The following is a 22,943-nucleotide window of genomic DNA, read 5'->3' as shown; positions in this document are numbered from 1 at the left end:
GGTTATCCTCTCTGGACAATACAATGGTCTGTCGTACTTCTCCCGATCTATGCATTTACAAGATATAGGGGTAATTCAATTCATCTGTCTATATATTACCCGAAAGGCTCCAAAAATGACAACATTTGATTTATCGACTAAGCCCCGCGGATTTGCGCCTTCAGCCGATCGATCGTCCGGTCTTGGCCAAGCAAATAAATCGTCTGGTTCAAATCGCGGCCGTGCATTTGACCGGTCAAAGCAACGCGAATCGGCATGAACAGGTTCTTGCCTTTATGCCCGGTCTCTTTCTGCACCTCTTTGATCAGCGCGGCGATGTTCTCGGCCGTATAATCGGCGAGCGTCTCAACCTTCGCGAGGAAAGCGCTCAGCACTTCCAGCACCTGCTCTCCGGCCAGAACGACTGCTGCCTCCGCATCAAGCTCCAAATGCGTGCGGAAGAACAGATCGGACAGCTCGACGATGTCGGAGGCAGCGGTCATCTGCTCCTGGTACAGGGCAACCAATGCCTTGGCCCAAGCCTCTTGCTCCGGCGTAAGCTCAGCAGGCAGGCGCGAAGCCTTCTGCAAATGCGGAATCGCAAGCGCAGCAATGCGTTCAGGGTCGGCATTCTTGATGTAATGGTTATTCAAGTGTGCGAGCTTGTTCGTATCGAACACGGCAGGGCTGCGGGACAGCCGCTTCGCATCGAAAATCGAGACCAGCTCTTCCTTCGAGAAGATCTCCTCTTCGCCTTCCGGCGACCAGCCGAGCAGCGTGATGAAGTTGAACATCGCTTCCGGCAAATATCCCAGATCATCGTACTGCTCGATAAACTGGATAACCGATTCGTCGCGTTTGCTCAGCTTCTTGTGGTTCTCGCCGACGATGAGCGTCATATGGCCGAACACCGGCGGCTCCCAGCCGAACGCCTCATAGATCATCAACTGGCGCGGCGTGTTAGATACGTGATCTTCTCCGCGAAGCACATGCGTAATGTTCATCAGGTGATCATCGAGCACGACCGCGAAGTTATAGGTTGGAATGCCATCCTTCTTGACGATGACGAAATCGCCGCTCGTCTCGGATTGGAACGTGATCTGCCCTTTGACCAAATCATCGAACGTATACGTGCGTCCCTCCGGCACGCGGAAGCGGATGCTTGCCTGCCGCCCCTCGGCTTCGTAAGCCGCGCATTGCTCCGGCGTCAAATCCCTGTGCTTGCCGGAATAGCGCGGCGTCTCTCCGCGGGCCATCTGCTCCTCGCGCTCCTGCTCCAGCTCCTCTTCCGTGCAATAGCAACGGTAGGCCAGCCCTTTGTCGAGAAGCTCCTCCCAATATTTGCGGTAAATATCCAGCCGCTCGGTCTGGCGATACGGACCGTAGTCTCCGCCGACGTCAACGCTCTCATCCCAATCGATGCCGAGCCACTTCAAATAAGTCAGCTGGTTCTCTTCCCCGCCGGCAACATTGCGCTTCACGTCGGTATCCTCGATGCGGATGATCATTTTACCCCCGTGATGTCTCGCAAACAAATAGTTAAACAGCGCGGTTCTCGCATTTCCGATATGTAAATGCCCCGTCGGACTCGGAGCATAACGCACGCGAACCTCCGTCATAATGAATCCCCTCCTGAAATGAATAGCGAATCGAATCTTCAAAAATTATTTTAAGATGATAGCATATCTTTCGTCAGGCATACAACACACAAAGTGGTAATGCCTTCCCCTCGCCCGTTGAAGCCGAGCTGCTCCGTCGTGCTCGCCTTTACGTTCACGAGCTCCGGTTCCGCCTGCAGCGCGCCAGCAATAACCTCGACCATTTGCGGGATATACGGAGCCATTTTCGGACGCTGGGCGATAATGGTCGCGTCCAAGTTCCCAAGGCGGTAGCCGCGTTCCACAGCCATAGCCCACACCCGCTCCAGAAGCTTCAAGCTGTCCGCGTCCTTATAGGCCGGGTCCGTATCGGGAAAATGCCTGCCGATATCTCCTAGCCCGAGCGCCCCAAGCACTGCATCCGTGATTGCATGCAGCAGCACATCCGCGTCGGAATGACCCAGAAGCCCTTTCTCGAAAGGTATCGTTACCCCACCGATAATGCAAGGTCTGTCCTCTACGAGCTGATGCACGTCAAATCCTTGTCCAATTCTAATCATCCGTTACCTCTCCCTCTAGCTTCCTTCTGCCCGCGGACAAACTCCGCGTAATCCAAATCGTCCGGCGTAGTGATTTTAATGTTGCTGTACGCACCTTCTACTACGCGAACCGGAATACCCAGCCGCTCTATAAGCATCGAATCATCGGTGCCCACGAACCCATCCTTGGCGGCCTCTTCATGGGCCTGCAGGAGATCCGCGCGGCGAAAAGCCTGCGGCGTCTGAATGGCCCAAAGGCTGCGCCGGTCCGGCGTCGCAGTCACCCAGCCCTGCTCATCCACTTGCTTGACCGTATCCTTCACCGGCACGGCCAGCACGGCCGCCTGATGCTTAACTGCAGCTTCATAGCAGGCAGTGACCTGTTCTTCCGTGACAAAAGGGCGGACGCCGTCATGCACCAGTACCCAAGTTGAGCTTAGTTGAAGCAGCCCTTGGTATACGGAGTGCTGACGCTCGGCGCCGCCCGGAATAACTTTAATTGGAGTTGTGATGCCATATTCATCGATCCACGCCTGAACCCGCTCTACATCCTGCTCACCGGTCACAAGGACGATCTCAGTAATCAGAGGATGGCGGTCAAACACCTCCAGCGTGTGAACGATGATCGGCTTGTCCTGCAGCATGAGATACTGTTTGCTTTCCTTCGTACCCATGCGTGTACCGCGCCCGGCCGCGACGATGATCGCTCCGGCTCCGGCGCTGTTTGCTTGTGCCACCATGCTTCCCTGCCTCATCCGTTGGAATTGCGCGAGCTATCTGGTCTGGCCATCCCGCTTCAGGGGACCCGCCAGCGCTGCGCAGATACTCCCATCATACCGCTTTTACTGGGCTTTTTCCAACAGTTTTGGTTTGGCGAAAATCATCCGGCCCGCTGAAGTTTGCAGCACACTGGTGACTAGCACCTCGGTAATGGTTCCGATGTAATCCCGGCCCCCTTCAACGACGATCATCGTGCCGTCATCCAGATAGGCCACCCCTTGACCATGCTCCTTGCCGTCTTTGATGACCTGAACCATGATCTCTTCTCCCGGCAGCACGACCGGCTTAACGGCATTCGCCAAATCGTTGATATTGAGGACGGACACGCCCTGGAGCTCGCACACCTTGTTCAAGTTGAAATCATTTGTAACCACCTTACCCTGGAGCACCTTGGCCAATTTGACCAGCTTGCTGTCCACTTCGGAGATTTCCTCGAAATCCCCTTCGTAGATCATGACTTTAACGTCCAGCTCCTTCTGGATTTTATTCAAAATATCGAGCCCGCGCCGCCCGCGGTTGCGCTTGAGCAAATCCGAAGAATCAGCGATATGCTGCAGTTCCTCCAGTACGAATTCGGGAATGACGATCGTTCCTTCAATAAACCCCGTCTTGCAAATATCAGCGATCCGCCCATCAATAATGACGCTGGTGTCAAGAATTTTATGCTCCTCCAGCTTTCGTTCTTCCCCTTGTCCAGCACTCCCCCATTTGCCTGATTTCCAGAACGAGGAGAGCTCTTCCTTCTTCGCCAGCCCCACTGTCAGCCCCATATAGCCGAACAGCGCCGATACCGCGAACTGCGCAAAACTCTCCATAGACCCCAGCAAGGACAATACGGGGTAGACCATTAAAGATAGTAGAAGTCCTGCAGTCAATCCGGCCGCGCCGGCCATCATTTCATTCATCGGTATTTCCGTAATCGCTTCGATCCACCGTCTGATTCGTGCGGATGCGATATCCGCAACAAGGGAGAACATGAATGCGCCCAAAATTGCTCCTGCAGCCGCAAGCAGCAGATGCGACGCCAGAGGACTCATCCCGCCAAACCAGGCGCGCAGCGGCCCCGGAAACAAGCCGGTCAGCCCCTCCATCGTATACCCGAGCCATGCCCCGCATATAGCGGACAGGGTCATGAACCATCTTTTGACCATGTCTCTCTTCACCTCCAAAATTTAGTATGTTCTTTATCCAGTATGATCCAATTTTTGGAGGCGTAATCTTCGGTTGAAAAATATTTCCAAGCAAGCATCTCCTGGCGTTTTCTACTTCCCTAATCCATATCAGCATGCTATTCTTTCATATAACTCTGGACAATCGGCTGTCATGATGCCCTCGCAAATGATCGCTGCACGAAAGGAAGCGTAAATATGAGATTCCCTCGATTCCGCTCTTTACGAACGACCATATTATGGCTGTTTGTGCCGACGATTTCTGCATTTATCCTGTTATCCGGGCTCATATCCTATCAATTGGCCGCGGAGCAGCTGAAAGAAAATGCTTATACGAGCATCAGCAATACAGTAGCCCAAACCAGCCATTTTATTAACGATCGCTTAACTGCCCTGTTTACGGAACTCAATATTTTATCCAAAGACTATGATTTGAACATGCTCATCAAAAAGCTTCAGGACCCGGATTACACGCTGACCCCGGAGGATCATGTCACGATCAACGCGAAGCTGAACAAAATTTATTCAGACTATTACTCCATCGTCGATACGATTTACGTCTCTCTCAACAACGGACAAACGATTTTTCAGAAAAAATACGACTACTATACCACCTACGATTACGACTATATTCCTTTCAGCGATTATGACCCCAACTCGGTAATCGTACAGTGGAAAGGATTTCAGCAAGTAGAAGCTGATGCTGATGCCGATCAGACAGATGAGCAGGTCACGTTCATCAGTATGTACAAATTCATCGACAATCACCGGACGCATCCGGACGGATTCATTCTGTTTCAGTTAAATGAGCAGTTCTTTACCGATTTTCTCGCCAGTCCGCAAATTATTGAAAGCGGTTACTTAATGCTGATTAGCCCGGATAGCGATATTTACTTCAAACCCGTGGATAATCGCTACTCTCTTCAACCCGAGGTCATTAACAAGATTCAGCTGTCCGCCTCCCCCTCCGGCATGGAAGAGATCAAAAGCGCAGACGGCGTTAATTTAGTCGTTCTCTACGACACGATAGAAATTAATAAATGGCGCATCGCCGCTGTTTTTCCAAGAAATGAACTGCTGCTAAAAATCGAGTCGATCAAGTACGTCACCCTTGTATCCATGGGCATTATGATCATTTTCGCCATGTTTTTCTCGATGATTTTAGCGAGGCTGCTGACCCAGCCGCTAATTAAGCTGACACGTATCGTCAACAAAATTGGAAACGGCAATTTAAAGCTTCATTTCGACAAAGAACTCCCGAATGAAATTGGCGTGCTAAGCAGTGGAATTCAAAACTTGATCCTGCGGATCGAAGACTTGCTCCTCCAAGTGGAGCACAAACAAATCCAGGTCAAAAACGCGGAGTTCAAGGTGCTGCAAGCGCAAATCCAGCCCCACTTCCTGTATAACACCTTATATTCCATCCGGCAGCTGTGCGATATGGGATTAGCCGACGACGCGAGCAAAATGGTGCAGGCGATGTCCAACTATTACCGGATCAGCATCAGCCGGGGGATCGAGATCATTACGATCAAGGAAGAGCTGGAGCACATCGAAAATTACTTATACATTCAGCACATGCGATACGGGGACGATTTCGATTATGAAATCGATGTGGATCCCGCGCTGTATCCTTATAAAATTCTTAAGCTGACGCTCCAGCCTTTGCTGGAGAATGCTCTCTATCATGGTGTTAAGCAGCAGCGTAAAAAAGGAGAGATCCGCGTAACGGGCACTTTTCAGCATGGACAAATCCGATTCCAGGTGACCGATAACGGTGTGGGCATGCCCGCCGAACGTCTCGCCGAAATCACCCAAAGCCTCGAGAATCCGGAATCTGAGCATTCACAGATCGGATACGGCGTGCGGAACGTCCAAATGCGGCTGCGCATGCAGTACGGCCCTAAATGTGGATTATCCTATGCAAGCGAGCTAAATCAAGGGACCTGCGTTACGGTCATGATCCAACAGCAAGAATAATTCATCTGAACCCATAAGGAGCGTGCTCTATGTTAAAGCTGATCATTATTGATGATGACGGATTGATTCGCCGTGGACTCAGCCACACGATTCGCTGGGAGGAATTAGACATCGAGCTGATAGGTACGGCCGGTGACGGAGAACGAGGACTTGAATTGATCGAAGAGACAGAACCGCACATCATTATTGCCGATATTCGCATGCCCATTATGGACGGGCTGACGTTGACAAGCATTGTGAAGTCCAAATATCCCGAAATGAAAGTCATATTAATGACGGGATATGACGAGTTGGAATTTGCCAAAGAAGCGTTAAAGATGAAAGTGTTCGACTATTTATTAAAGCCGGTCGATAACCAAAACTTGCTGGATACCGTTCAGAGGGCAGCCGCCGAATGGAATCGTGACCATCAATTGAAGCTGAAGCTTCTGGAAGGAATCCCTTTGCTGAAGCAAAGATTTTTCGAGCGCTTGATTCGGGGCAAGCTGTCGGAGGAGAATTTAACCTTTCAAGCCGACATGCTCGACTTAAATTTCAATTACGATTTCTACATGACGGTCATTCTCAAGGCTGACGATTATGCAGCCGATCATTCCCATCACCGGTTCGGCAGGGAAATGCTGAAGTACTGTATCGAGAACGTAGCCGAGGAAATCATTGCGCGGGAGCAGGCTGGGTTCGTGTTCGAGTCAATCGACGATGAAATCATCGTGCTGTTTGCTTGGAAAGGGCCGGATGAGCATCTGCAGTCCCGTGCCTTCGAGCTCACCGAAGAAATCCGGGCCAGTGTTGAGCTGTACCTGAAAACGACGGTAACAGCCGGCATGGGCTTTCTGTACGGGCAGCTTGCTAGCGTAACCAAATCCTATTCGGACGCTAAATCAGCACTGGAAATTCGCCACATCATCGGCAAAAACCAGGTGATCTCCATTCAGGATACAGGACTGCCCCTCTCCCCCCAATCCGTTGATATTCTTGACCTGGAGAAGGCTCTTACGCTCAAGGTCAAGCTAGGGCTGGAGAAAGACGCCGAGCAGGTTCTGGAGCAGATCGAAGCTAAGCTGCTAAGCGCGCGCTCCATTACGCTGCAGCAAGTAAAGCTAAAAGCGCTGGAAACGGCCGTCCTCATTTACGCCGATGCCGATTTGCGCGAGCTCGTTCACGAAGATGATTTCAACCGGCTAACTGAGCTGATTCACCAGAAGCAGACGGTTAGAGAGGTTTTCGCGGAAATCCGGCAGATGGTCGCTCTCTTGGCGAATGCCATTAATGCCAGCAGAGAAAACCAGCAGAAAGAGATCGTCAAGCAGGCGATGGACTTCATCGAACAAAACTATATGCGGGAGCGTCTTTCTTTGCAGGACGTGGCCGACGAGGTCCATATCAGCCCAACTTATTTGAGCTATATTTTCAAAAAAGAGCAGAACATCAATTTTAGCGACTATCTGTTGGAAACGCGCATGAAAGTGGCCATGGAACTGCTGCGCATGAAAGATTTGAAATCCTATGAAGTCGCCGAGCTGGTCGGCTACAGCAATGCGCAATATTTCAGCACCTGCTTTAAGAAGTATGCCGGCTGCTCGCCTTCAGCCTTTAAAGGTGATTCCTAAAATATGAAACACTCGTCATAAGATATTGCATTCCTGAGCCCATCTTCGAATTTTATAATAAATTTGTGCCAATCCGATAGCGCTTCGGACCGCAAATTTGTTCTAAAGGAGATGGTGATCGCCTTCATGAATGTCATCAACAACAAGAAATGGTGGCCATATTTGTTCATCGCACCGTCGGTCATCCTGTTGGTCGGATTTCTTTTTTACCCGATTGCCAACGTGTTTGTACTCAGCCTGCAGAATTACAATCCTACAAAACCTTATGCTAACGGCTTTACCGGGTTCGATAATTTCACGCAAATATTTACGAACGATAAAATTTTCTACTCTACCTTAGTCATCTCTTTAAAATGGGTACTGTCCGAGGTCGTCCTGCAATTGCTCCTGGGCCTGATCCTTGCGCTATTGCTTAATCAGACGTTCCGGTTCCGCGGGCTGGCCCGGGCGGCGGCCTTTCTCCCTTGGGCTATCTCGGGGGTCATCACGGCAACGATGTGGTCCATTATGTTTAATGAGCATTTTGGCGTAATCAACGATCTGCTCAAACGGATCGGCTTCCTATCGCAGAACATGGCCTGGACTGCAAATCCGAGTACCGCATTCGGTTCCATCGTAACGGCCGAGCTGTGGCGGGGCATCCCTTTCTTCGCCATTACACTGCTGGCCGCGATGCAGAACATTCCAGGCGAGCTGTACGAGTCCTGTAAAGTGGACGGCGGCGGTAGGTGGCGTTCATTCTTCAGCATTACGCTTCCCTATTTAAAAGATACCATCATCCTCACCACCCTGCTTAGAGCGGTATGGGAATTCAACAACGTCGACCTAATCTTTACAATGACCGGCGGCGGACCCGCTAACATGACCATGACCCTGCCGATGTATATCGCCAATCAGGCGATTAAATCGAATAATTACGGTTACGGCTCTGCGCTTACTGTGATCGGCGTTATACTCTTGACAATATTTGCGGCGTTGTACCTTAAATTCAGCGGCTTTGGGAAGGAGGAGTAGGGATGAATCACAAGTTTGAAAAATACTACAGTCTCTTCATCTATCGCTATCTCCCTCTTACCCTTCTGCTCCTGTTTATTATGGTCCCATTCTATTGGACGCTGAATACGTCGCTGAAGCATGAATCGGACGTCACGAAAATGCCGATTAAATACTTGCCGACCCCGGCCACCTTCGATAATTTTATTATGTCGTGGAACAATGTCGGCTTCTCGTTGTTTTTTAAGAACAGTATGTTCATCGCTTTATCTACCGTATTGATCGTGCTTGTCCTTTCCATTCTGGCCGGGTACGCCATTTCCCGCTTCAGCTTTAAAGGGAAAAACGCCTTCATGCTCCTGCTCCTCTGTACGCAATTCGTACCTGGCGCCATGCTGCTGATCCCGCTGTTTATGCAGTTCAAGGCGATGCAGCTGACAGGAACGCATCTTGGATTAATCATCACGTATTCTGCGTTTCAGCTGCCCTTCAATGCCATACTGATGAGCGGATTCATTCGCGGCATTCCGGAAGCGCTGGAGGAGGCTGCCGAAGTCGATGGTTGCAATCGCTTACAGGCAATATTCCATGTTATCCTCCCTATTTTGATACCTGGTCTTGTGGCTACCTCCGTCTTTACATTTATCGGAGCATGGAATGAGTTCTTATTCGCGCTAATGTTCATCACCAAGAAATCATTATTCACCCTGCCCGTCGGTCTGAGCTATATGCAAGGGGAGTTCGATATTAACTACGGCGCTCTCGCCGCAGGCAGTGTCATTGCCCTCGTGCCCGTCGTCATCCTGTTTTCCTACGTACAGAAATACCTGGTGCAAGGACTCGGCGCCGGAGCGGTAAAAGGTTAAGGAATTTGATGTTTCAGGTTTATTAGCTTTGAGCTAGACCAATAAGAAGTTATTCGAGCGATTATAGGGGGTAATCTCGCATGATGCACATGAGAAAATATGCAGGCGTAGTACTGGCCATCGTTTTAATCCTTTCTTTAGCTCTAACCGGCTGCGGTTCAAATAAAGCTGAGAGCCAAAGCGGAAGTAACAGCGGCAATAGCGGCAGTGGTAGCAGTGGCAGCAGCAGCCCCGACAAACCAGTGACGATTACATTTTGGGACGAGAACTCCGGCCCGCAGCGCACCCCGCATTACGAAGAGTTGATCAAACGCTTTGAGACGGCCAATCCGAATATTAAGGTCGAATACGTAGGCTTGCCCGCTTCAAGTGCCAAGCAAAAGTACGATGTCGCCATTGCCTCTGATGATATGCCGGATATCGGCGGCATCAACCAGTTCTGGATTTCCGACTTCGTAGCCAAAGGGGTTCTGCTGGACCTGGAGGATTACTTCGGCAGTTGGAGCGAGAAGGACAAAATCGCTGCCTCCGCAATCGACGGCAGCCGCAGCTCCGCACCGGATGGGAAGCTGTATCAAATTCCGAATACTAGCAACTACAGTACGCTGTGGTATCGTGCCGACTGGTTCGAAGATGCAGGCGTAAGCGTGCCGCAAACCTTTGATGAGTTTTTTGCTGCGGCAGATCAACTGACGGATGCCTCAAAGGACCGTTATGGCTTTACAATTCGCGGCGGTTCGGGCAGCTCCAAGCAGCTGACAGAAATTTTATATGCTTATTCCGGGATTACCGATTACTTTGATCAGGACGGCAAAGCCACGGTCAACGATCCAGCACACGTAGAATTTCTGAACAAATATGTGCAGCTATATGGAAAAAACACGCCAACCAGTGATGTAACCAACGGTTATAAGGAAATGGTCGCTGTTTTCGATACGGGAATCGCCGCCATGCTTCAGCATAATTTAGGCTCCTTCGGCGAACACACCAAGGCATTCGGGGCGAATGCCTCAGAATTTAAAGCTTCTCCATTGCCAAAATCACAGCAAGGCTATCGGGTCGTTACCGGTGGTGACAATGTAGGCATAGCAATTTTTAAATCTTCCAAAAACAAAGATGCTGCTTGGAAATTCCTGACCTTCCTGGCGAGTGAAGAGAGCCAAAACTATTGGAATCAAAACATCGGCCAAATGCCGACTCACGCCGACTCCCTGAACAGTGATTGGGTAAAGAACAGCCAGCATATTCTTGCGCTGTCCGAAGCGATCGCCGATCCGACGACCAAGGTGCTGATCCCGCCCATTTATTTGCCGGATTACTCCTCCATCCAGCTAAACGTACTGGAGCCCGGCTTCCAATCCGTACTCTTGGGAAAAGTGAGCGCGCAGGACTTCCTGGATGAATGGGCACAAGCCATGGAAGCAGCTTTAGTGGAATACCAGAATAGCTTCAAATAATTCACTAATTCATAGGTAACGGGACATTTTCTAAATTCTCAAATTTTTCGATGCTCGACACAATGCCTGGCATAAGGGTCAATTATACGGCCCCTCTTATGCCAGGCTGTTTTGTATTTCTGATGAGAGCCCCTGGTTGCTTCATATCGATAACCTAAGACAACCTACAAAATTCGAGCTTTTTTTCGGATGAAAATAGGGGACAATCCCCATCATCACGGCAATTCCGGCTTGATATGAGGGGAAATTGTGGCATATAATGAACTCAATTCATAATATTTGAGGTGGATGGAAAAATGAGCGCTCAAAGCCTTCAATCTTTTCAAGAACAAGTTTCCGATTTGTTACTCCGTCACCGCAGTCTGCTAGATGTCCTGTCCAAGTTGGGACAAACCAATGCGTCCGTCGTCCGCTCCGTCACGAAATCGGTGACTGAATGCGGTTGCATCGAGCTTCACGCTACAAAACAGCAATTCGAACCCGGCATGGATTTACAGCATGCCAAGGAAACGATCCGCAAGCATGTTCAAGGAGAACTTTGCGAGAACTGCCGGGATGCAGTTACCAATGAGTTAGGGCGTAACCTTTTCTATATGTCAGCGCTCTGCAACTTGCTTGAGATCGATATGGATGAAGTCGTCAAACGGGAGTCGCAGAAGTGCTCCACTCTAGGATTGTTTAATTTATCATAAATGCAGCTTCGCACCACCCAGACCCTCCCTGTCTAGGGAGGGCCCAAGGGCTGTGCCCCATGGACTCCTCAAAGGGGATATAACGTCGGAGGTACGTGGAGTTCCTTCACGCTCTCCCCTTGCGGAGATGCGCTCTATGGAACATTGAAGGAATCTTCGACATCTCGCCAGCAAACGATTGCTGCTAATCGCAAGTGGCAAACTGCGCTGCCGAACCTCCAAGCTCCCTAATGCCGGCATGTGAGACCGGGACATGAGGCCGAAGCTTTATAACGAATCTCACGATCACTATTTGTTTAAATACACCCTCCTGTCATAATGTAACGAAGCCTGGTAACGTTATTTCAGTGTTTATAGCTCCAAACAGAAGATAAACCGTAAATAGAGTGGCTGTGAATCGTTAGATTTATCATTAAGAGCAAATATGTACGAATAACGTGGCTTAGATTCGTTAGACTCGGGCTAACGGGTTAAAAACGGGCTAACGGCCGGATGCCTCCTGCGAAGTGTATGGCGGGTTCGTCTCTAGGATGGCTTCTGCGAATGCATGGTAAGGTTCGTCTGTAGGAGGACTCCTGCGAAGTGCATGGTGGTTCCTCCGCATCGACGAGTACCAGACCTTATTACCGCAGAACCTGTATGATTAAGTTTCGGCGACAAGAATCGAAGTCAAAACTCCGGACTCGATGAGTATAATCTTAGCCGTAGATTGTAATGCCTCGCTCCCCCGTCTTCGCTCTCTGCGCGCGGACTGCCCTCCCCGATGTTTGTCTCCCTCGCCATCATATAAGAAGAACGTCGATCGACGTAACGCAATCTCCAGAATGTTAGTACGAGCTAGCGGTAGTTTTTTCTTGCATTATAGAAGTGTATTAAAAAAAGCATGAACGCCGTACTACAGGCATTCATGCTTTTACTTTTTAAATTAACGGTTGTGATAAGCTTCCTCTGCTTCATCGTCGTCTACTTGCTTGCCGCGGTGAAGCAATTTGTCGAAGCTCTGCTTAAGACCATAGGCCGCATATACGACAAGCGGGATGAAGATAAGCTTGGATAATTCCTCCGGGAAAAGTACCGCGACCATGACCGCAAACAGGATAACGAGCGGCGCCAAAGCAATTCCTTTCTTGGGAAGGCCGATCTTCTTGAAGTTCGGATACCTTACGGAACTGACCATCAAGTAAGATACGAGCAGTATGCCGCAAATAAAGTAGGGAGCCGTCATGTTCTTATGGAACAAGGATAATGTGGCAATAACACCGCCCGCTGCTGGGATCGGCAAGCCGATGAAATACCCTGGTATTCCTTTTTGCACATTAAACCGAGCCAATCTCAACGCGCCGCACATCGGGAAGATCGCTGTGACAGCCCAAGCGATTCCAGGATGAATCCCGCTAAAAGCAAGGGTGTACATTAATAGGGCAGGGGCGACGCCAAATGAAATAATATCCGATAATGAGTCCAACTCTTTACCGAAGTCGCTTTGGGCGTTGAGCGCTCGTGCAACCCGCCCATCCAGGCCGTCAAGCAGCATCGCAACAATGACCATGATCGCGGACATGCTGTATTTGCCGTCGAATGCAAAAATAATGGCCAGCATCCCAAGGAATAAATTCCCTAGGGTAAATACACTTGGAAGTGATTTTGTAATCATCTCTTCACCTCGTATAGATTTCCAATAATCTTATTATCGGATTATGAATCAAGTTACTTTAATTCCCAAAATAAATTTTGGCCGCGGTTCTAAATTTGCCTATCGATAAAAGCTTGTTCCTGCAGTCGTTTAAGGCCTTCTTTAATCGTTCTGGCCCGAACCTCGCCAATGCCGTCCACTTCGTCTAGCTCGTCGATCGTCGCCATCAACACCCCTGGAAGTTGCTTGAAACGCTCGACAAGGTTGTGGATGATAACATTCGGCAGGCGCGGGATTTTGTTCAGCACGCGATAACCCCGCGGAGACACTAAATCCTCTGACGTCGCCGCCGAGGCCGGATAACCAAGCAGTCTGGTGATATGGCTCATTTCAAGCAGCTCATCATCGCTGGACCGCTTCAACCCGAGGATAATTTCCCGAATGGCTTCATCGCTGTCTTCTTTAGCATAGTCTTTGTATAACAGCCACGCTTCTTCCTCCATATTGCTTACCAGTTCTTCCATTTGCATACTGATCAATCGGCCCTCGGAGCCCAGCTCGTTGATGAACCGCTTGATCTCCATTTTAATCCGAATAACCATTTCAACCCGCTGGATCACATTAATGACCTCGGGCACCGTTACCAGCTCTTCGAACTCGGATGCCGTCAAATTGGTAAGCGCCTGGTTCAGAACAGCCCTGTATTTCTCCAGGGTCTGAATCGCCTGGTTCGCTTTTGTCAGGATAACCCCAATCTCCTTCAGGGAATAACGAAGCCCGCCTTGATATAACGTTATGATATTACGCCGCTGGGAGATGGATACGACGAGCTTGCCCGTCTGCTTCGCCACCCGCTCCGCCGTCCGATGGCGAATCCCCGTCTCCGACGAGGATATCGAGGAGTCGGGAATGAGCTGCGTATTCGCGTACAATATTCTCTTAAGGTCCTCGCTCATGATGATGGCCCCGTCCATTTTTGCCAGCTCGTATAAGTAGTTCGGCGAGAAGTCGCAGTTAATGGAGAAGCCCCCTTCAACAACTTCCATTACTTCTGGACTGTATCCCACTACGATCAACCCTCCGGTCTTGGCCCGGAGTACATTCTCAAGCCCGTCGCGAAAAGCGGTGCCGGGCGCAACGAGCCTGAGTAAATCATTCATTTTCTCCGCATGGGTGTTTTCCTTCATGAACTTAATGCCCCCTAATCTAAAGCAACAGCTAACGCATCTGCAACAGTATTTACGCCAATCAATTGTATTCCTGCGGGACTCTGCCAGCCTTTCATACTCTTCTCGGGCAGAATAACGCGTTTGAAGCCAAGCTTCGCTGCCTCCTTGACCCTTTGCTCGGCCCTTGAGACGGCCCGTACTTCACCGGTAAGCCCTACTTCCCCAAAGATGACATCATCCGGTTTGGTCGGAATATCGCGAAAGCTGGAGGCAATGCTGACGGCAATCGCAAGATCTACGGCTGGCTCATCCAGCTTCACTCCGCCAGCCAGGTTCACATAAGCATCCTGATTTTGCAGGAACATGCCCATCCGCTTCTCCAGTACAGCGATGATCAGCCCCATCCGATGATGGTCGACACCGGTCGCCATCCTCCGCGGGGAAGGAAAATGTGTCGAAGCGATCAGGGCCTGCAGCTCCACGAGCATCGGACGGGTTCCTTCCATGCTCGCCACGACGGTAGAGCCTGCGACGCCAAGCGGCCGCTCGGATAGGAACAACTCCGAAGGGTTAGTCACTTCGGTCAAGCCGGATTCGTTCATTTCGAATATGCCGATTTCGTTCGTAGAACCGAAGCGGTTCTTCACCGCCCGGAGCAATCGGTAGGAATGATGCCGCTCTCCTTCGAAATACAGCACGCAATCCACCATATGCTCCAGCAGTCTCGGCCCGGCGATGGCCCCTTCCTTCGTCACGTGCCCGACCAGCACCGTGGCAATTCCCTGCCCTTTAGCAATGCGCATAAATCGTGCCGTGCATTCGCGAACTTGAGATACGCTTCCCGGTGCGCTCGTTACTTCCGGCAGATATACGGTTTGTATCGAGTCAATGACGAGGAAGTTTGGCTTCAGCTCATCGATTGCAGCTTCAATCGACTCCATGTCGCTCTCACAGAGAACGTACAGCTCTTGCGACAAGGCTCCAAGCCGCTCGGCTCTCAGCTTCGTCTGCCGGATCGATTCTTCTCCGGATATATACAATACTTTCAATCCAGCTTGAGCCATTTCGTGCGACGTCTGCAGAAGCAGCGTCGATTTGCCGATTCCCGGATCACCGCCGACGAGGACGAGCGAGCCGGGGACGACTCCGCCGCCAAGCACCCGGTTCAGCTCCCCGATTCCGGTGACGATGCGCGGTTCTTTGCCGCTTTCTATGTTTATGATGGGAAGCGGCTTTTCTTTCGTATGAAATAGACCAGAGGACATGCCCTGCGTCTTTACGACTTTCTCCGTTTCTTCGACCATGGAGTTCCATGAACCGCAGCCCGGGCATTTCCCGTACCATTTCGGCGATTCATATCCGCACTCTGTGCAAAAAAACTTTGTTTTTACTTTAACCATTTTTCTCTCCTTAGAATATCTGCAAAATTTAACAAACCTTGCAGCCCGAACCACTGAGGGTAACACTCAAAGTTTACCATTGTTTCTGATTTAACGTAAAGGCTTTTCGGGCTCTTTGCGGAAATATAGGAAATACGAAGAAAAGACAGCCCGGGAACCGAAGTTTCCCAGGCTGTCTTGCATTGTTCGCTTCGCAAACATGATTCAGACCGCATTGCTCATTTATAGATTTTACTTGGCCTCTTTGGCAAAAGCACCTGTCTTGTTCACAGTCAAGCTGCCATTCTCCACATCAATCGTCAGCGAATCGCCCTTCTTGACGTTGCCGGTCAGGAGCTCTTCGGACAAGCGGTCCTCGATGTGCTTCTGAATGGCTCTGCGGAGCGGACGTGCTCCATAAGCCGGATCGAAGCCCTCTTTAGCCAGGAACTCCTTCGCTTGGTCAGTCAGAATGAAGTCGACCTCGTATTCATGCAGCCGCTTGCGAAGCTCTTCCGCCATCAGTGTAACGATTTCGCCGATATGCTTCTGCTCTAGCGAATGGAACACGATAATTTCGTCGATCCGGTTGAGGAACTCCGGACGGAAGCTCTTCTTCAGCTCTTCCATCACTTTTCCCTTCATATTGTCATAGTCGGCCCCGGAATCGTCTACAGCCGTAAAGCCAAGCCGCGTATTTCGTCTGATCGCCTCTGCCCCGACGTTCGAGGTAAGAATGATCAATGTATTGCGGAAATCAACTACGCGCCCTTTGGAGTCCGTCAAACGGCCATCCTCCAGCACTTGCAGTAGAATATTGAACACTTCAGGGTGAGCCTTCTCGATTTCATCCAAGAGTACGACTGAATAAGGCTTGCGGCGTACTTTCTCCGTCAATTGGCCGCCTTCTTCATAACCGACATATCCCGGAGGGGCACCTACGAGACGGGCTGTGGAGTGCTTCTCCATATACTCGGACATGTCGATCCGGATCACGGCATTTTCGTCGCCGAACATGGCCTCGGCCAAGGCTCGAGCCAGTTCTGTCTTACCGACCCCCGTTGGGCCTAGGAAGATAAAGGAGCCCATCGGACGCTTCGGATCCTTCAGTCCGGCACGCGCCCGGCGAATCGCCCGGCTGACCGCCTTAACGGCTTCGTCCTGCCCGATCACGCGCTCATGCAGAATTTGCTCCATATTGAGCAGCCTTTGCGTCTCTTCTTCCTTCAGCTTATTCACCGGAATTCCGGTCCAGCTTGCTACAACCTGCGCAATATCCTCAGGTGTTACCTCGGAATCGGTACGGCCCTGCTTCTCTTTCCATTGATTCTTCGTGATGTCGAGCTCTTCGCGAATTTTCTGCTCCGTATCGCGCAGCGCCGCTGCCTTCTCGAATTCCTGGCTCTGTACCGCCGCGTCCTTCTCTTTGCGAATATCCTCAAGACGGTTCTCTAGCTGTTTCAGATTAGGCGGTACCGTGTAAGAGTTCAGCCTTACCTTCGAGCCGGCCTCATCAATCAAGTCGATAGCTTTATCCGGCAGGAAGCGGTCCTGGATATAACGGTCGGATAGCTTAACCGCCTGTTCGATCGCCTCGTCTGTAATTTTAACGCGGTGATGAGCCTCATAGCGATCGCGAAGTCCATGCAAAATTTGAATGGCTTCGTCAACGGAAGGCTGATCGACCGTAATCGGTTGGAAACGGCGCTCAAGCGCGGCATCCTTCTCGATGTACTTGCGATATTCATCCAACGTCGTCGCCCCGATGCATTGCAGCTCTCCGCGGGCCAGCGCCGGTTTCAGGATGTTGGAGGCGTCAATAGCGCCTTCCGCTCCGCCTGCGCCGATTAGGGTATGCAATTCGTCAATAAACAGGATGATATTCCCGGCTTGACGGATTTCGTCCATAATTTTCTTTAAACGATCCTCAAATTCTCCGCGATATTTCGTACCGGCTACGACAGAACCCATATCGAGGGTCATGACTCTTTTGTCACGAAGCGTTTCCGGAATTTCATTATTGATGATCTTCTGGGCCAATCCTTCGGCAATAGCCGTTTTACCTACGCCTGGCTCACCGATCAGCACCGGGTTGTTCTTCGTCCGGCGGCTAAGTACCTGAATGACCCGCTCGATTTCCTTGCTTCGGCCGATAACCGGATCAAGATTGCTCTCTTTGGCGGATTCCGTCAAATCTCGAGCCAAGCTATCCAGCGTTGGCGTATTAACATTAGCCGGAGTACCATGATGGCTGGATACAGCCTCGCTGCTGCCCAGCAACTGCAGCACTTGCTGGCGTGCTTTGTTCAAGCTGATGCCGAGGTTGTTCAATACCCGCGCGGCAACGCCTTCGCCTTCACGAATCAGGCCAAGCAGAATATGCTCCGTTCCCACATAGGTATGGCCGAGCTTACGAGCCTCATCCATGGATAATTCAATGACCTTCTTGGCTCTCGGCGTATAAGCGATATTTGCCGGCTGCTCCTGGCCGCGGCCGATCAGCGTCTCGACTTCATCCTGGATTTTCTCAAGGCCCAGTCCAAGTCCGATTAATGCCTTAGCTGCGATCCCTTCCCCTTCACGAATCAAGCCAAGCAAAATATGCTCTGTTCCAATATTGTTATGTCCAAGCCGTACGGCTTCTTCTTGGGCAAGTGCCAAAACCTTCTGGGCACGCTCCGTAAATCTTCCAAACATCATACTCCTACACCTCCATGAATGTTGTTTCTTATTTACCCAATTTCTCTCGAATCAGCTTAGCGCGATACATATCGCGTTCGCCTGGAGACATGCTGACCTGATATTTTTTCTGCAAAAAACCAGGCTGGGTCATGACATTCAATTCATTTAGCACCTGTACAGGCAGCGTATCGATTAATCCCAGATCCAAGCCGAGTCTGACGTCGGACAGCCGCTGAGCCGCCTCCTTGGAATCGATAATTGCTGCATATGACAATATGCCATAGGAACGCATGACGCGGTCGGTCATCCGCAGGCGGGATTCCGAGAGCAGTCTCTCTCTCGCCGACTTCTCATGCTCGATGATCTGCATCACGACGCTGTGTAAATTTTCAATAATTTCAGATTCGCTTTGTCCCAGTGTAATCTGATTTGAGATTTGAAACAAGTTCCCTGTCGCTTCGCTGCCTTCCCCATAAATGCCGCGAACCGTCAATCCGACCTGGGAGACAGCCGACAGAATCCGATTAATTTGCTGAGTTAGAACCAGCGCCGGTAAATGCATCATGACGGAAGCCCTAAGTCCTGTCCCTACATTTGTAGGGCAGCTGGTAAGGAAGCCGCGGTTATCGTCAAAGGCATAATCGACTTCAGCTTCAAAAATATCGTCCACTGCGGTCGCTTTCTCCCATGCCTCTTCAATCTGCAGACCTGGATAAAGGCATTGGATGCGCAAATGATCCTCTTCATTCACCATGATGCTGAGACTTTCGTCATCGCTGATGAAGACGGCGCCGTGTCTGGATTCATTAGCCAAATTCGGGCTGATGAGATGCTTTTCTACAAGCACCCGTTTGTCCAGCTCATCCAAATCGGCTAAAAGAACCGATGACAACGGCCCGAACTGCTGCATCCTTTGATCTTGCAGCACGCTCTCCAGCTGATTCAGCACTTCCTCGGATTGCTGGTTGGTTGCCAGCATAGGGAATGGCCTGTTCAGCAAATTTCGTGCAATTCGGACACGGCTGCTAATGACGATTTCGGACTCCTTGCCTCCGCTTCTCATCCATTCGCTAAGCGGTTGTTCTGTAAACCGAAGATTTGCCATCGCCCACTCCTCCTACTCCTCGGAAATGTTCTTCTCAAGCTCGCGTATTTGATCCCTTAGGGCCGCAGCTTCTTCGAATTCTTCCTGGTGAATCCGATACTGCAGCTCTTTGCGGAGATCCTCAAGCTTGCGCTTGACTTGAATGTGGCCGCCAACCCTTTTGGGGACTTTGCCCACATGAACCGTATTGCCGTGTACTCTCTTGAAGAGCGGATCAAGACGGTCATTGAAATATTTATAACAGGAGCTGCATCCAAAACGCCCAATCTTACTGAATTGGGAATACGTCAGCCCGCACTCCTCGCAACGCAGGTTCTCGGGAGCCTTGCTCCCATGGGCATGGCTGCCAGGGGTGAAATCCAGCAGTCCGGACAGCAGGTTGTGGATTGAAAATCCGCCTGAAGTCCCTGGAATAAGCTCGCCTTTTTCTCTGGCACAGGCTTCACATATATGAAACTCCGTCTTCTCGCCGTTCACAATTTTGGTAAAATGCAATGTTGCAGGTCGTTTGCCGCATTCCTGACAATGCATGGAATGTCCCCTCCCTTACGGATAGACTCGTTAACCTAAAAGTGAAATCAACATGGCTTTCATGATTCTTGCCCGAAGCCGATCGCGGTCAGGCAATTTTAGCATTAATACTTCCCTAGAGATGGCCGCTCGCATGAGGGCCGCCTCACGGCTGTTCAAAAAACGGGCTTCCTCCAATTGATATATTAGCCCTTCTGCAGCTAATTGACCCATTTCATCGCCAATCGTGTGATGCAAATGGGTGTGCAGACTGGTCGGACCAGGCAGCTCGATTCGCCGAATCCTGATGTAACCGCCGCCGCCCCGTTTGCTTTCCACCAGGTACCCTTTTTCAAGAGTAAACCTCGTACTGATTACATAATTGATTTGCGATGGAACGCAGGAAAACCGGTCAGCCAGATCATTGCGTTGAATTTCAACGGTTCCTTCAGGACTTTGATGCAAAATACCCTTGAGATATTGTTCGATAATATCGGAGATATTACGCAATCCACATCCCTCCCATGCTCAAACGTTAAGCCGACACGAAATGCCGCCTCGTTCGGCAAAGTTCTCCGTATAATTCGTTTTATGGCTACCGTTTGTTGACTTTGACTTTCTTTGACTTTAACTTTATTATATCACAATTTCATACTTTGCCAAGAGTGTCTTATACATTTCAGTGTAACCTGAGGCGGGGAAGTTATTCAAGAAAGCATTCTGGAGGGTGCGATTACGGACTTTCTGCTCAAGTCAGGGCTTTGAGTCTAGGCTTTGAGTCAAGGCTTTCCGTCAGGTCGTTCAGCTTTTTTCAATTAGTTGTAGAGCTGCACTCTTACGGACCCTGGTTCCGCTATTCATCAAAATTGACGCTTTTTTGGGACCTAACGGACACAGCGGACCTTATTCGCTCAAAATCGATGGCTTCGAAGACCTTTTTCAGTAAATAGCGTACCTTGTGTCCTTTACGATGCCATTTTGGAAATAAAACTGGAAATAGCGGATCTCCTGTCCCTAAGGTACCACATCATAGTCAAAACCCTGAGCAATATTAAAAAACACTACTGATTCAAAACAGCAATGCTTCTTCCATTTGCTTAACGATGCCTTACTTTTCCCCAAGCCCCTGCGACCCTGTTACTATCGACACTAGAGGTTTACGATTCTGTCCCAGACGAATTTCGTAAATCCATTATTAAATCAGTGCGGGTCCAAGAAAAACATGTTCTCTCTGGATAAGTAAACCGCATATCAGGATATTCTATAAAAAAATAAACGGAGGGGTTCACTTGAAAAAGCTAATTATCGCCACAGTTCTACTTGTAACTGCGATCCTCCCGCAAACATGTTTTGCGGTTCCATATGATCAATATACTGCCAAGGGTAACGAGACGTTTTGGTCTATCGCCAAAGAATTTGATGTAGATGTGTCCGAGCTACAAAAGATCAATTCCTTAGTTGACCCGGAAAATATTTGGAGAGGTCTGCTGATCAGCCTGCCTTACGGTCATAAACCGGCATCCGGTTTAATCCCTGCGAGCGAAGTGTCCAGAACCACTTATAAGGTACAAGCTGGTGATACCTTCTGGAACATTGCTCAACACAATGGGATCCCTCTTTCCTATTTGCTTGAGGCCAATCCTAAGGTAAAAGATCCTCATCAAATACTTCCCGGTCTAGTGATTAATGTCCCCACTGCCCCACCCTCAATATCACCGAACGCGAATTGGGAGGAAAAAGCGGACTACATCATCGCCGTGGCAAAGGATCAGTTTGATGTTCCTTATGTTTGGGGTGGTGAAAAACCGTGGGTTTCTTTGGATTGTTCGTCATTCACCCAATACGTGTATGGCAGGGCTGGCATCAAATTGCCACGTACGTCCAATTGGCAATACCAATATGGCACCTATGTACCAAAAGATCAATTAAGAAAAGGCGATCTCGTATTTTTTAAAGAGCATGGTTCAGAAACAATTACTCACGTTGCTATCTATTTAGGGAATGATTTGATGATTAACGCTGATACGGATCCTCGGGACGGCGTCCAGCTGGAATACATCTTTGGGGATGAATATTATAATGCAGCATATGCAGGAGCAAAACGTTATTTCTAAACATGTCCGCATCTAATGAACTCTTCGCTGATGGGGATACTGGGGAGATATCACTATTGGAGGGATGATCTAAGTGTATTTCCTACATTTAGTTGACAGGTTTTGGCTTATTCGGGGTAGCTAACTGCAGAACCTACATTTAGTTTGGAGCTATTATCAGGATTTAAGCAAATTAAGGAAAAACTACTGTATGAATTACATTTAGTTCGAGGTACCTTTTAAAAAAGTAGCAAAATTACTGCATAAAATACATTTAGTCTGAACTTCCACCTTTAGCGATCATTTGAACAACGAAAGTTTTTTCGGCAATCGAGCTCTACCTTGCTTTTTTCCAGCTTTGAAGCATTGCAAAATTTGTAACATAGCAGTATTCAGCATGACAGTATCAAACGGAAAGTGACGAAGTTCGCAGTAAAGTGCAGCATCTCATCGGATACAAAAAAGCACTGCTGATACAGAGATCAGCAGTGCTTTTCCGTTGCTTGGCGACGTCCTACTCTCCCAGGACCCTGCGGTCCAAGTACCATCGGCGCTGGAGGACTTAACGGTCGTGTTCGAGATGGGTACGTGTGGAACCCCTCCGCCATTGCCACCAAACATGATTTTTGCACTGCATCCACTTCATCGATCTACTATCGCAAAATATCAGACCTTAGAACAGACATGCAGCTTAAAATCGACTTAGGTT

The 22,943-nt window shown here is 49.7% G+C and carries 18 protein-coding genes and 1 rRNA gene; 7 read left to right on the top strand and 12 right to left on the bottom strand.

Features of this window, described 5'->3' with window-relative positions; all coding sequences use genetic code 11:
- Positions 1-137: 137 nt before the first annotated feature.
- The 4 genes from gltX to ACYUJT_RS23870 form a co-directional block, all read right to left on the bottom strand.
- Complete coding sequence (gene gltX / locus ACYUJT_RS23885; RefSeq protein WP_460327246.1) at positions 138-1,601, bottom strand: glutamate--tRNA ligase; 1,464 nt, start codon at positions 1,599-1,601, stop codon at positions 138-140.
- 47 nt (positions 1,602-1,648) lie between these two features.
- Positions 1,649-2,137 (bottom strand): 2-C-methyl-D-erythritol 2,4-cyclodiphosphate synthase, encoded by a 489-nt coding sequence (gene ispF, locus ACYUJT_RS23880; protein WP_460327144.1) that lies wholly within the window; start codon positions 2,135-2,137, stop codon positions 1,649-1,651.
- Entirely contained in the window at positions 2,134-2,856 is a 723-nt protein-coding gene (gene ispD / locus ACYUJT_RS23875; protein WP_460327142.1) for a 2-C-methyl-D-erythritol 4-phosphate cytidylyltransferase, read from the bottom strand. The genes ispF and ispD overlap by 4 nt, the downstream gene beginning before the upstream one ends.
- A 102-nt stretch (positions 2,857-2,958) precedes the next feature.
- On the bottom strand, positions 2,959-4,047 hold the full coding sequence (locus tag ACYUJT_RS23870; protein ID WP_460327140.1) for a PIN domain-containing protein: 1,089 nt from the start codon (positions 4,045-4,047) through the stop codon (positions 2,959-2,961).
- A gap of 216 nt (positions 4,048-4,263) precedes the next feature.
- Here ACYUJT_RS23870 and ACYUJT_RS23865 point away from each other — a divergent pair, with 216 nt between their 5' ends.
- From ACYUJT_RS23865 to ACYUJT_RS23840, 6 genes are all read left to right on the top strand, one after another.
- Complete coding sequence (locus tag ACYUJT_RS23865; RefSeq protein WP_460327138.1) at positions 4,264-6,045, top strand: cache domain-containing sensor histidine kinase; 1,782 nt, start codon at positions 4,264-4,266, stop codon at positions 6,043-6,045.
- Between the two features lie 29 nt (positions 6,046-6,074).
- The gene (locus ACYUJT_RS23860; RefSeq protein ID WP_460327136.1) at positions 6,075-7,655 is read left to right on the top strand and encodes a response regulator; all 1,581 of its coding nucleotides are present in this window, start codon (positions 6,075-6,077) and stop codon (positions 7,653-7,655) included.
- A 126-nt stretch (positions 7,656-7,781) separates the two neighbouring features.
- The gene (locus ACYUJT_RS23855; RefSeq protein WP_460327134.1) at positions 7,782-8,669 is read left to right on the top strand and encodes a carbohydrate ABC transporter permease; all 888 of its coding nucleotides are present in this window, start codon (positions 7,782-7,784) and stop codon (positions 8,667-8,669) included.
- Positions 8,670-8,671: 2 nt separating this feature from the next.
- Positions 8,672-9,514 carry a carbohydrate ABC transporter permease gene (locus tag ACYUJT_RS23850; RefSeq protein ID WP_460327132.1) on the top strand — a complete coding sequence of 281 codons (843 nt, stop codon included), beginning with the start codon at positions 8,672-8,674 and terminating at the stop codon, positions 9,512-9,514.
- 80 nt (positions 9,515-9,594) lie between these two features.
- On the top strand, positions 9,595-10,971 hold the full coding sequence (locus ACYUJT_RS23845) for an ABC transporter substrate-binding protein (protein WP_460327130.1): 1,377 nt from the start codon (positions 9,595-9,597) through the stop codon (positions 10,969-10,971).
- 296 nt (positions 10,972-11,267) lie between these two features.
- The gene (locus tag ACYUJT_RS23840) at positions 11,268-11,663 is read left to right on the top strand and encodes a nucleoside triphosphate pyrophosphohydrolase family protein (protein ID WP_460327127.1); all 396 of its coding nucleotides are present in this window, start codon (positions 11,268-11,270) and stop codon (positions 11,661-11,663) included.
- A 925-nt stretch (positions 11,664-12,588) separates the two neighbouring features.
- Here ACYUJT_RS23840 and pssA read toward each other — a convergent pair.
- The 7 genes from pssA to ACYUJT_RS23805 form a co-directional block, all read right to left on the bottom strand.
- A complete protein-coding gene (pssA, locus tag ACYUJT_RS23835; protein WP_460327125.1) occupies positions 12,589-13,317 on the bottom strand; it encodes a CDP-diacylglycerol--serine O-phosphatidyltransferase in 729 nt (242 codons plus the stop codon).
- A gap of 89 nt (positions 13,318-13,406) precedes the next feature.
- Positions 13,407-14,483 carry a DNA integrity scanning diadenylate cyclase DisA gene (gene disA / locus ACYUJT_RS23830; protein ID WP_460327123.1) on the bottom strand — a complete coding sequence of 359 codons (1,077 nt, stop codon included), beginning with the start codon at positions 14,481-14,483 and terminating at the stop codon, positions 13,407-13,409.
- Between the two features lie 14 nt (positions 14,484-14,497).
- Positions 14,498-15,865 (bottom strand): DNA repair protein RadA, encoded by a 1,368-nt coding sequence (radA, locus tag ACYUJT_RS23825; RefSeq protein ID WP_460327121.1) that lies wholly within the window; start codon positions 15,863-15,865, stop codon positions 14,498-14,500.
- 231 nt (positions 15,866-16,096) lie between these two features.
- A complete protein-coding gene (clpC, locus tag ACYUJT_RS23820) occupies positions 16,097-18,544 on the bottom strand; it encodes an ATP-dependent protease ATP-binding subunit ClpC (protein WP_460327119.1) in 2,448 nt (815 codons plus the stop codon).
- 28 nt (positions 18,545-18,572) lie between these two features.
- Positions 18,573-19,631, bottom strand: a complete 1,059-nt coding sequence (locus ACYUJT_RS23815) for a protein arginine kinase (RefSeq protein WP_460327117.1) — start codon at positions 19,629-19,631, stop codon at positions 18,573-18,575.
- A 12-nt stretch (positions 19,632-19,643) separates the two neighbouring features.
- Positions 19,644-20,162, bottom strand: a complete 519-nt coding sequence (locus tag ACYUJT_RS23810; protein WP_460327115.1) for a UvrB/UvrC motif-containing protein — start codon at positions 20,160-20,162, stop codon at positions 19,644-19,646.
- Positions 20,163-20,192: 30 nt separating this feature from the next.
- Positions 20,193-20,651, bottom strand: a complete 459-nt coding sequence (locus ACYUJT_RS23805; RefSeq protein ID WP_460327113.1) for a CtsR family transcriptional regulator — start codon at positions 20,649-20,651, stop codon at positions 20,193-20,195.
- Positions 20,652-21,430: 779 nt separating this feature from the next.
- Between ACYUJT_RS23805 and ACYUJT_RS23800 the strand changes: the two genes are divergently transcribed.
- The gene (locus ACYUJT_RS23800) at positions 21,431-22,255 is read left to right on the top strand and encodes a C40 family peptidase (protein ID WP_460327111.1); all 825 of its coding nucleotides are present in this window, start codon (positions 21,431-21,433) and stop codon (positions 22,253-22,255) included.
- A gap of 480 nt (positions 22,256-22,735) precedes the next feature.
- Here ACYUJT_RS23800 and rrf read toward each other — a convergent pair.
- A 5S ribosomal RNA gene (gene rrf / locus ACYUJT_RS23795) occupies positions 22,736-22,852 on the bottom strand.
- Positions 22,853-22,943 lie beyond the last annotated feature (91 nt).

It is taken from the genome of Paenibacillus sp. YSY-4.3, from assembly GCF_054767475.1.
The sequence above is the reverse complement of the archived record's forward strand: the minus strand, read 5'-3'. Positions and strand labels throughout refer to the sequence as shown.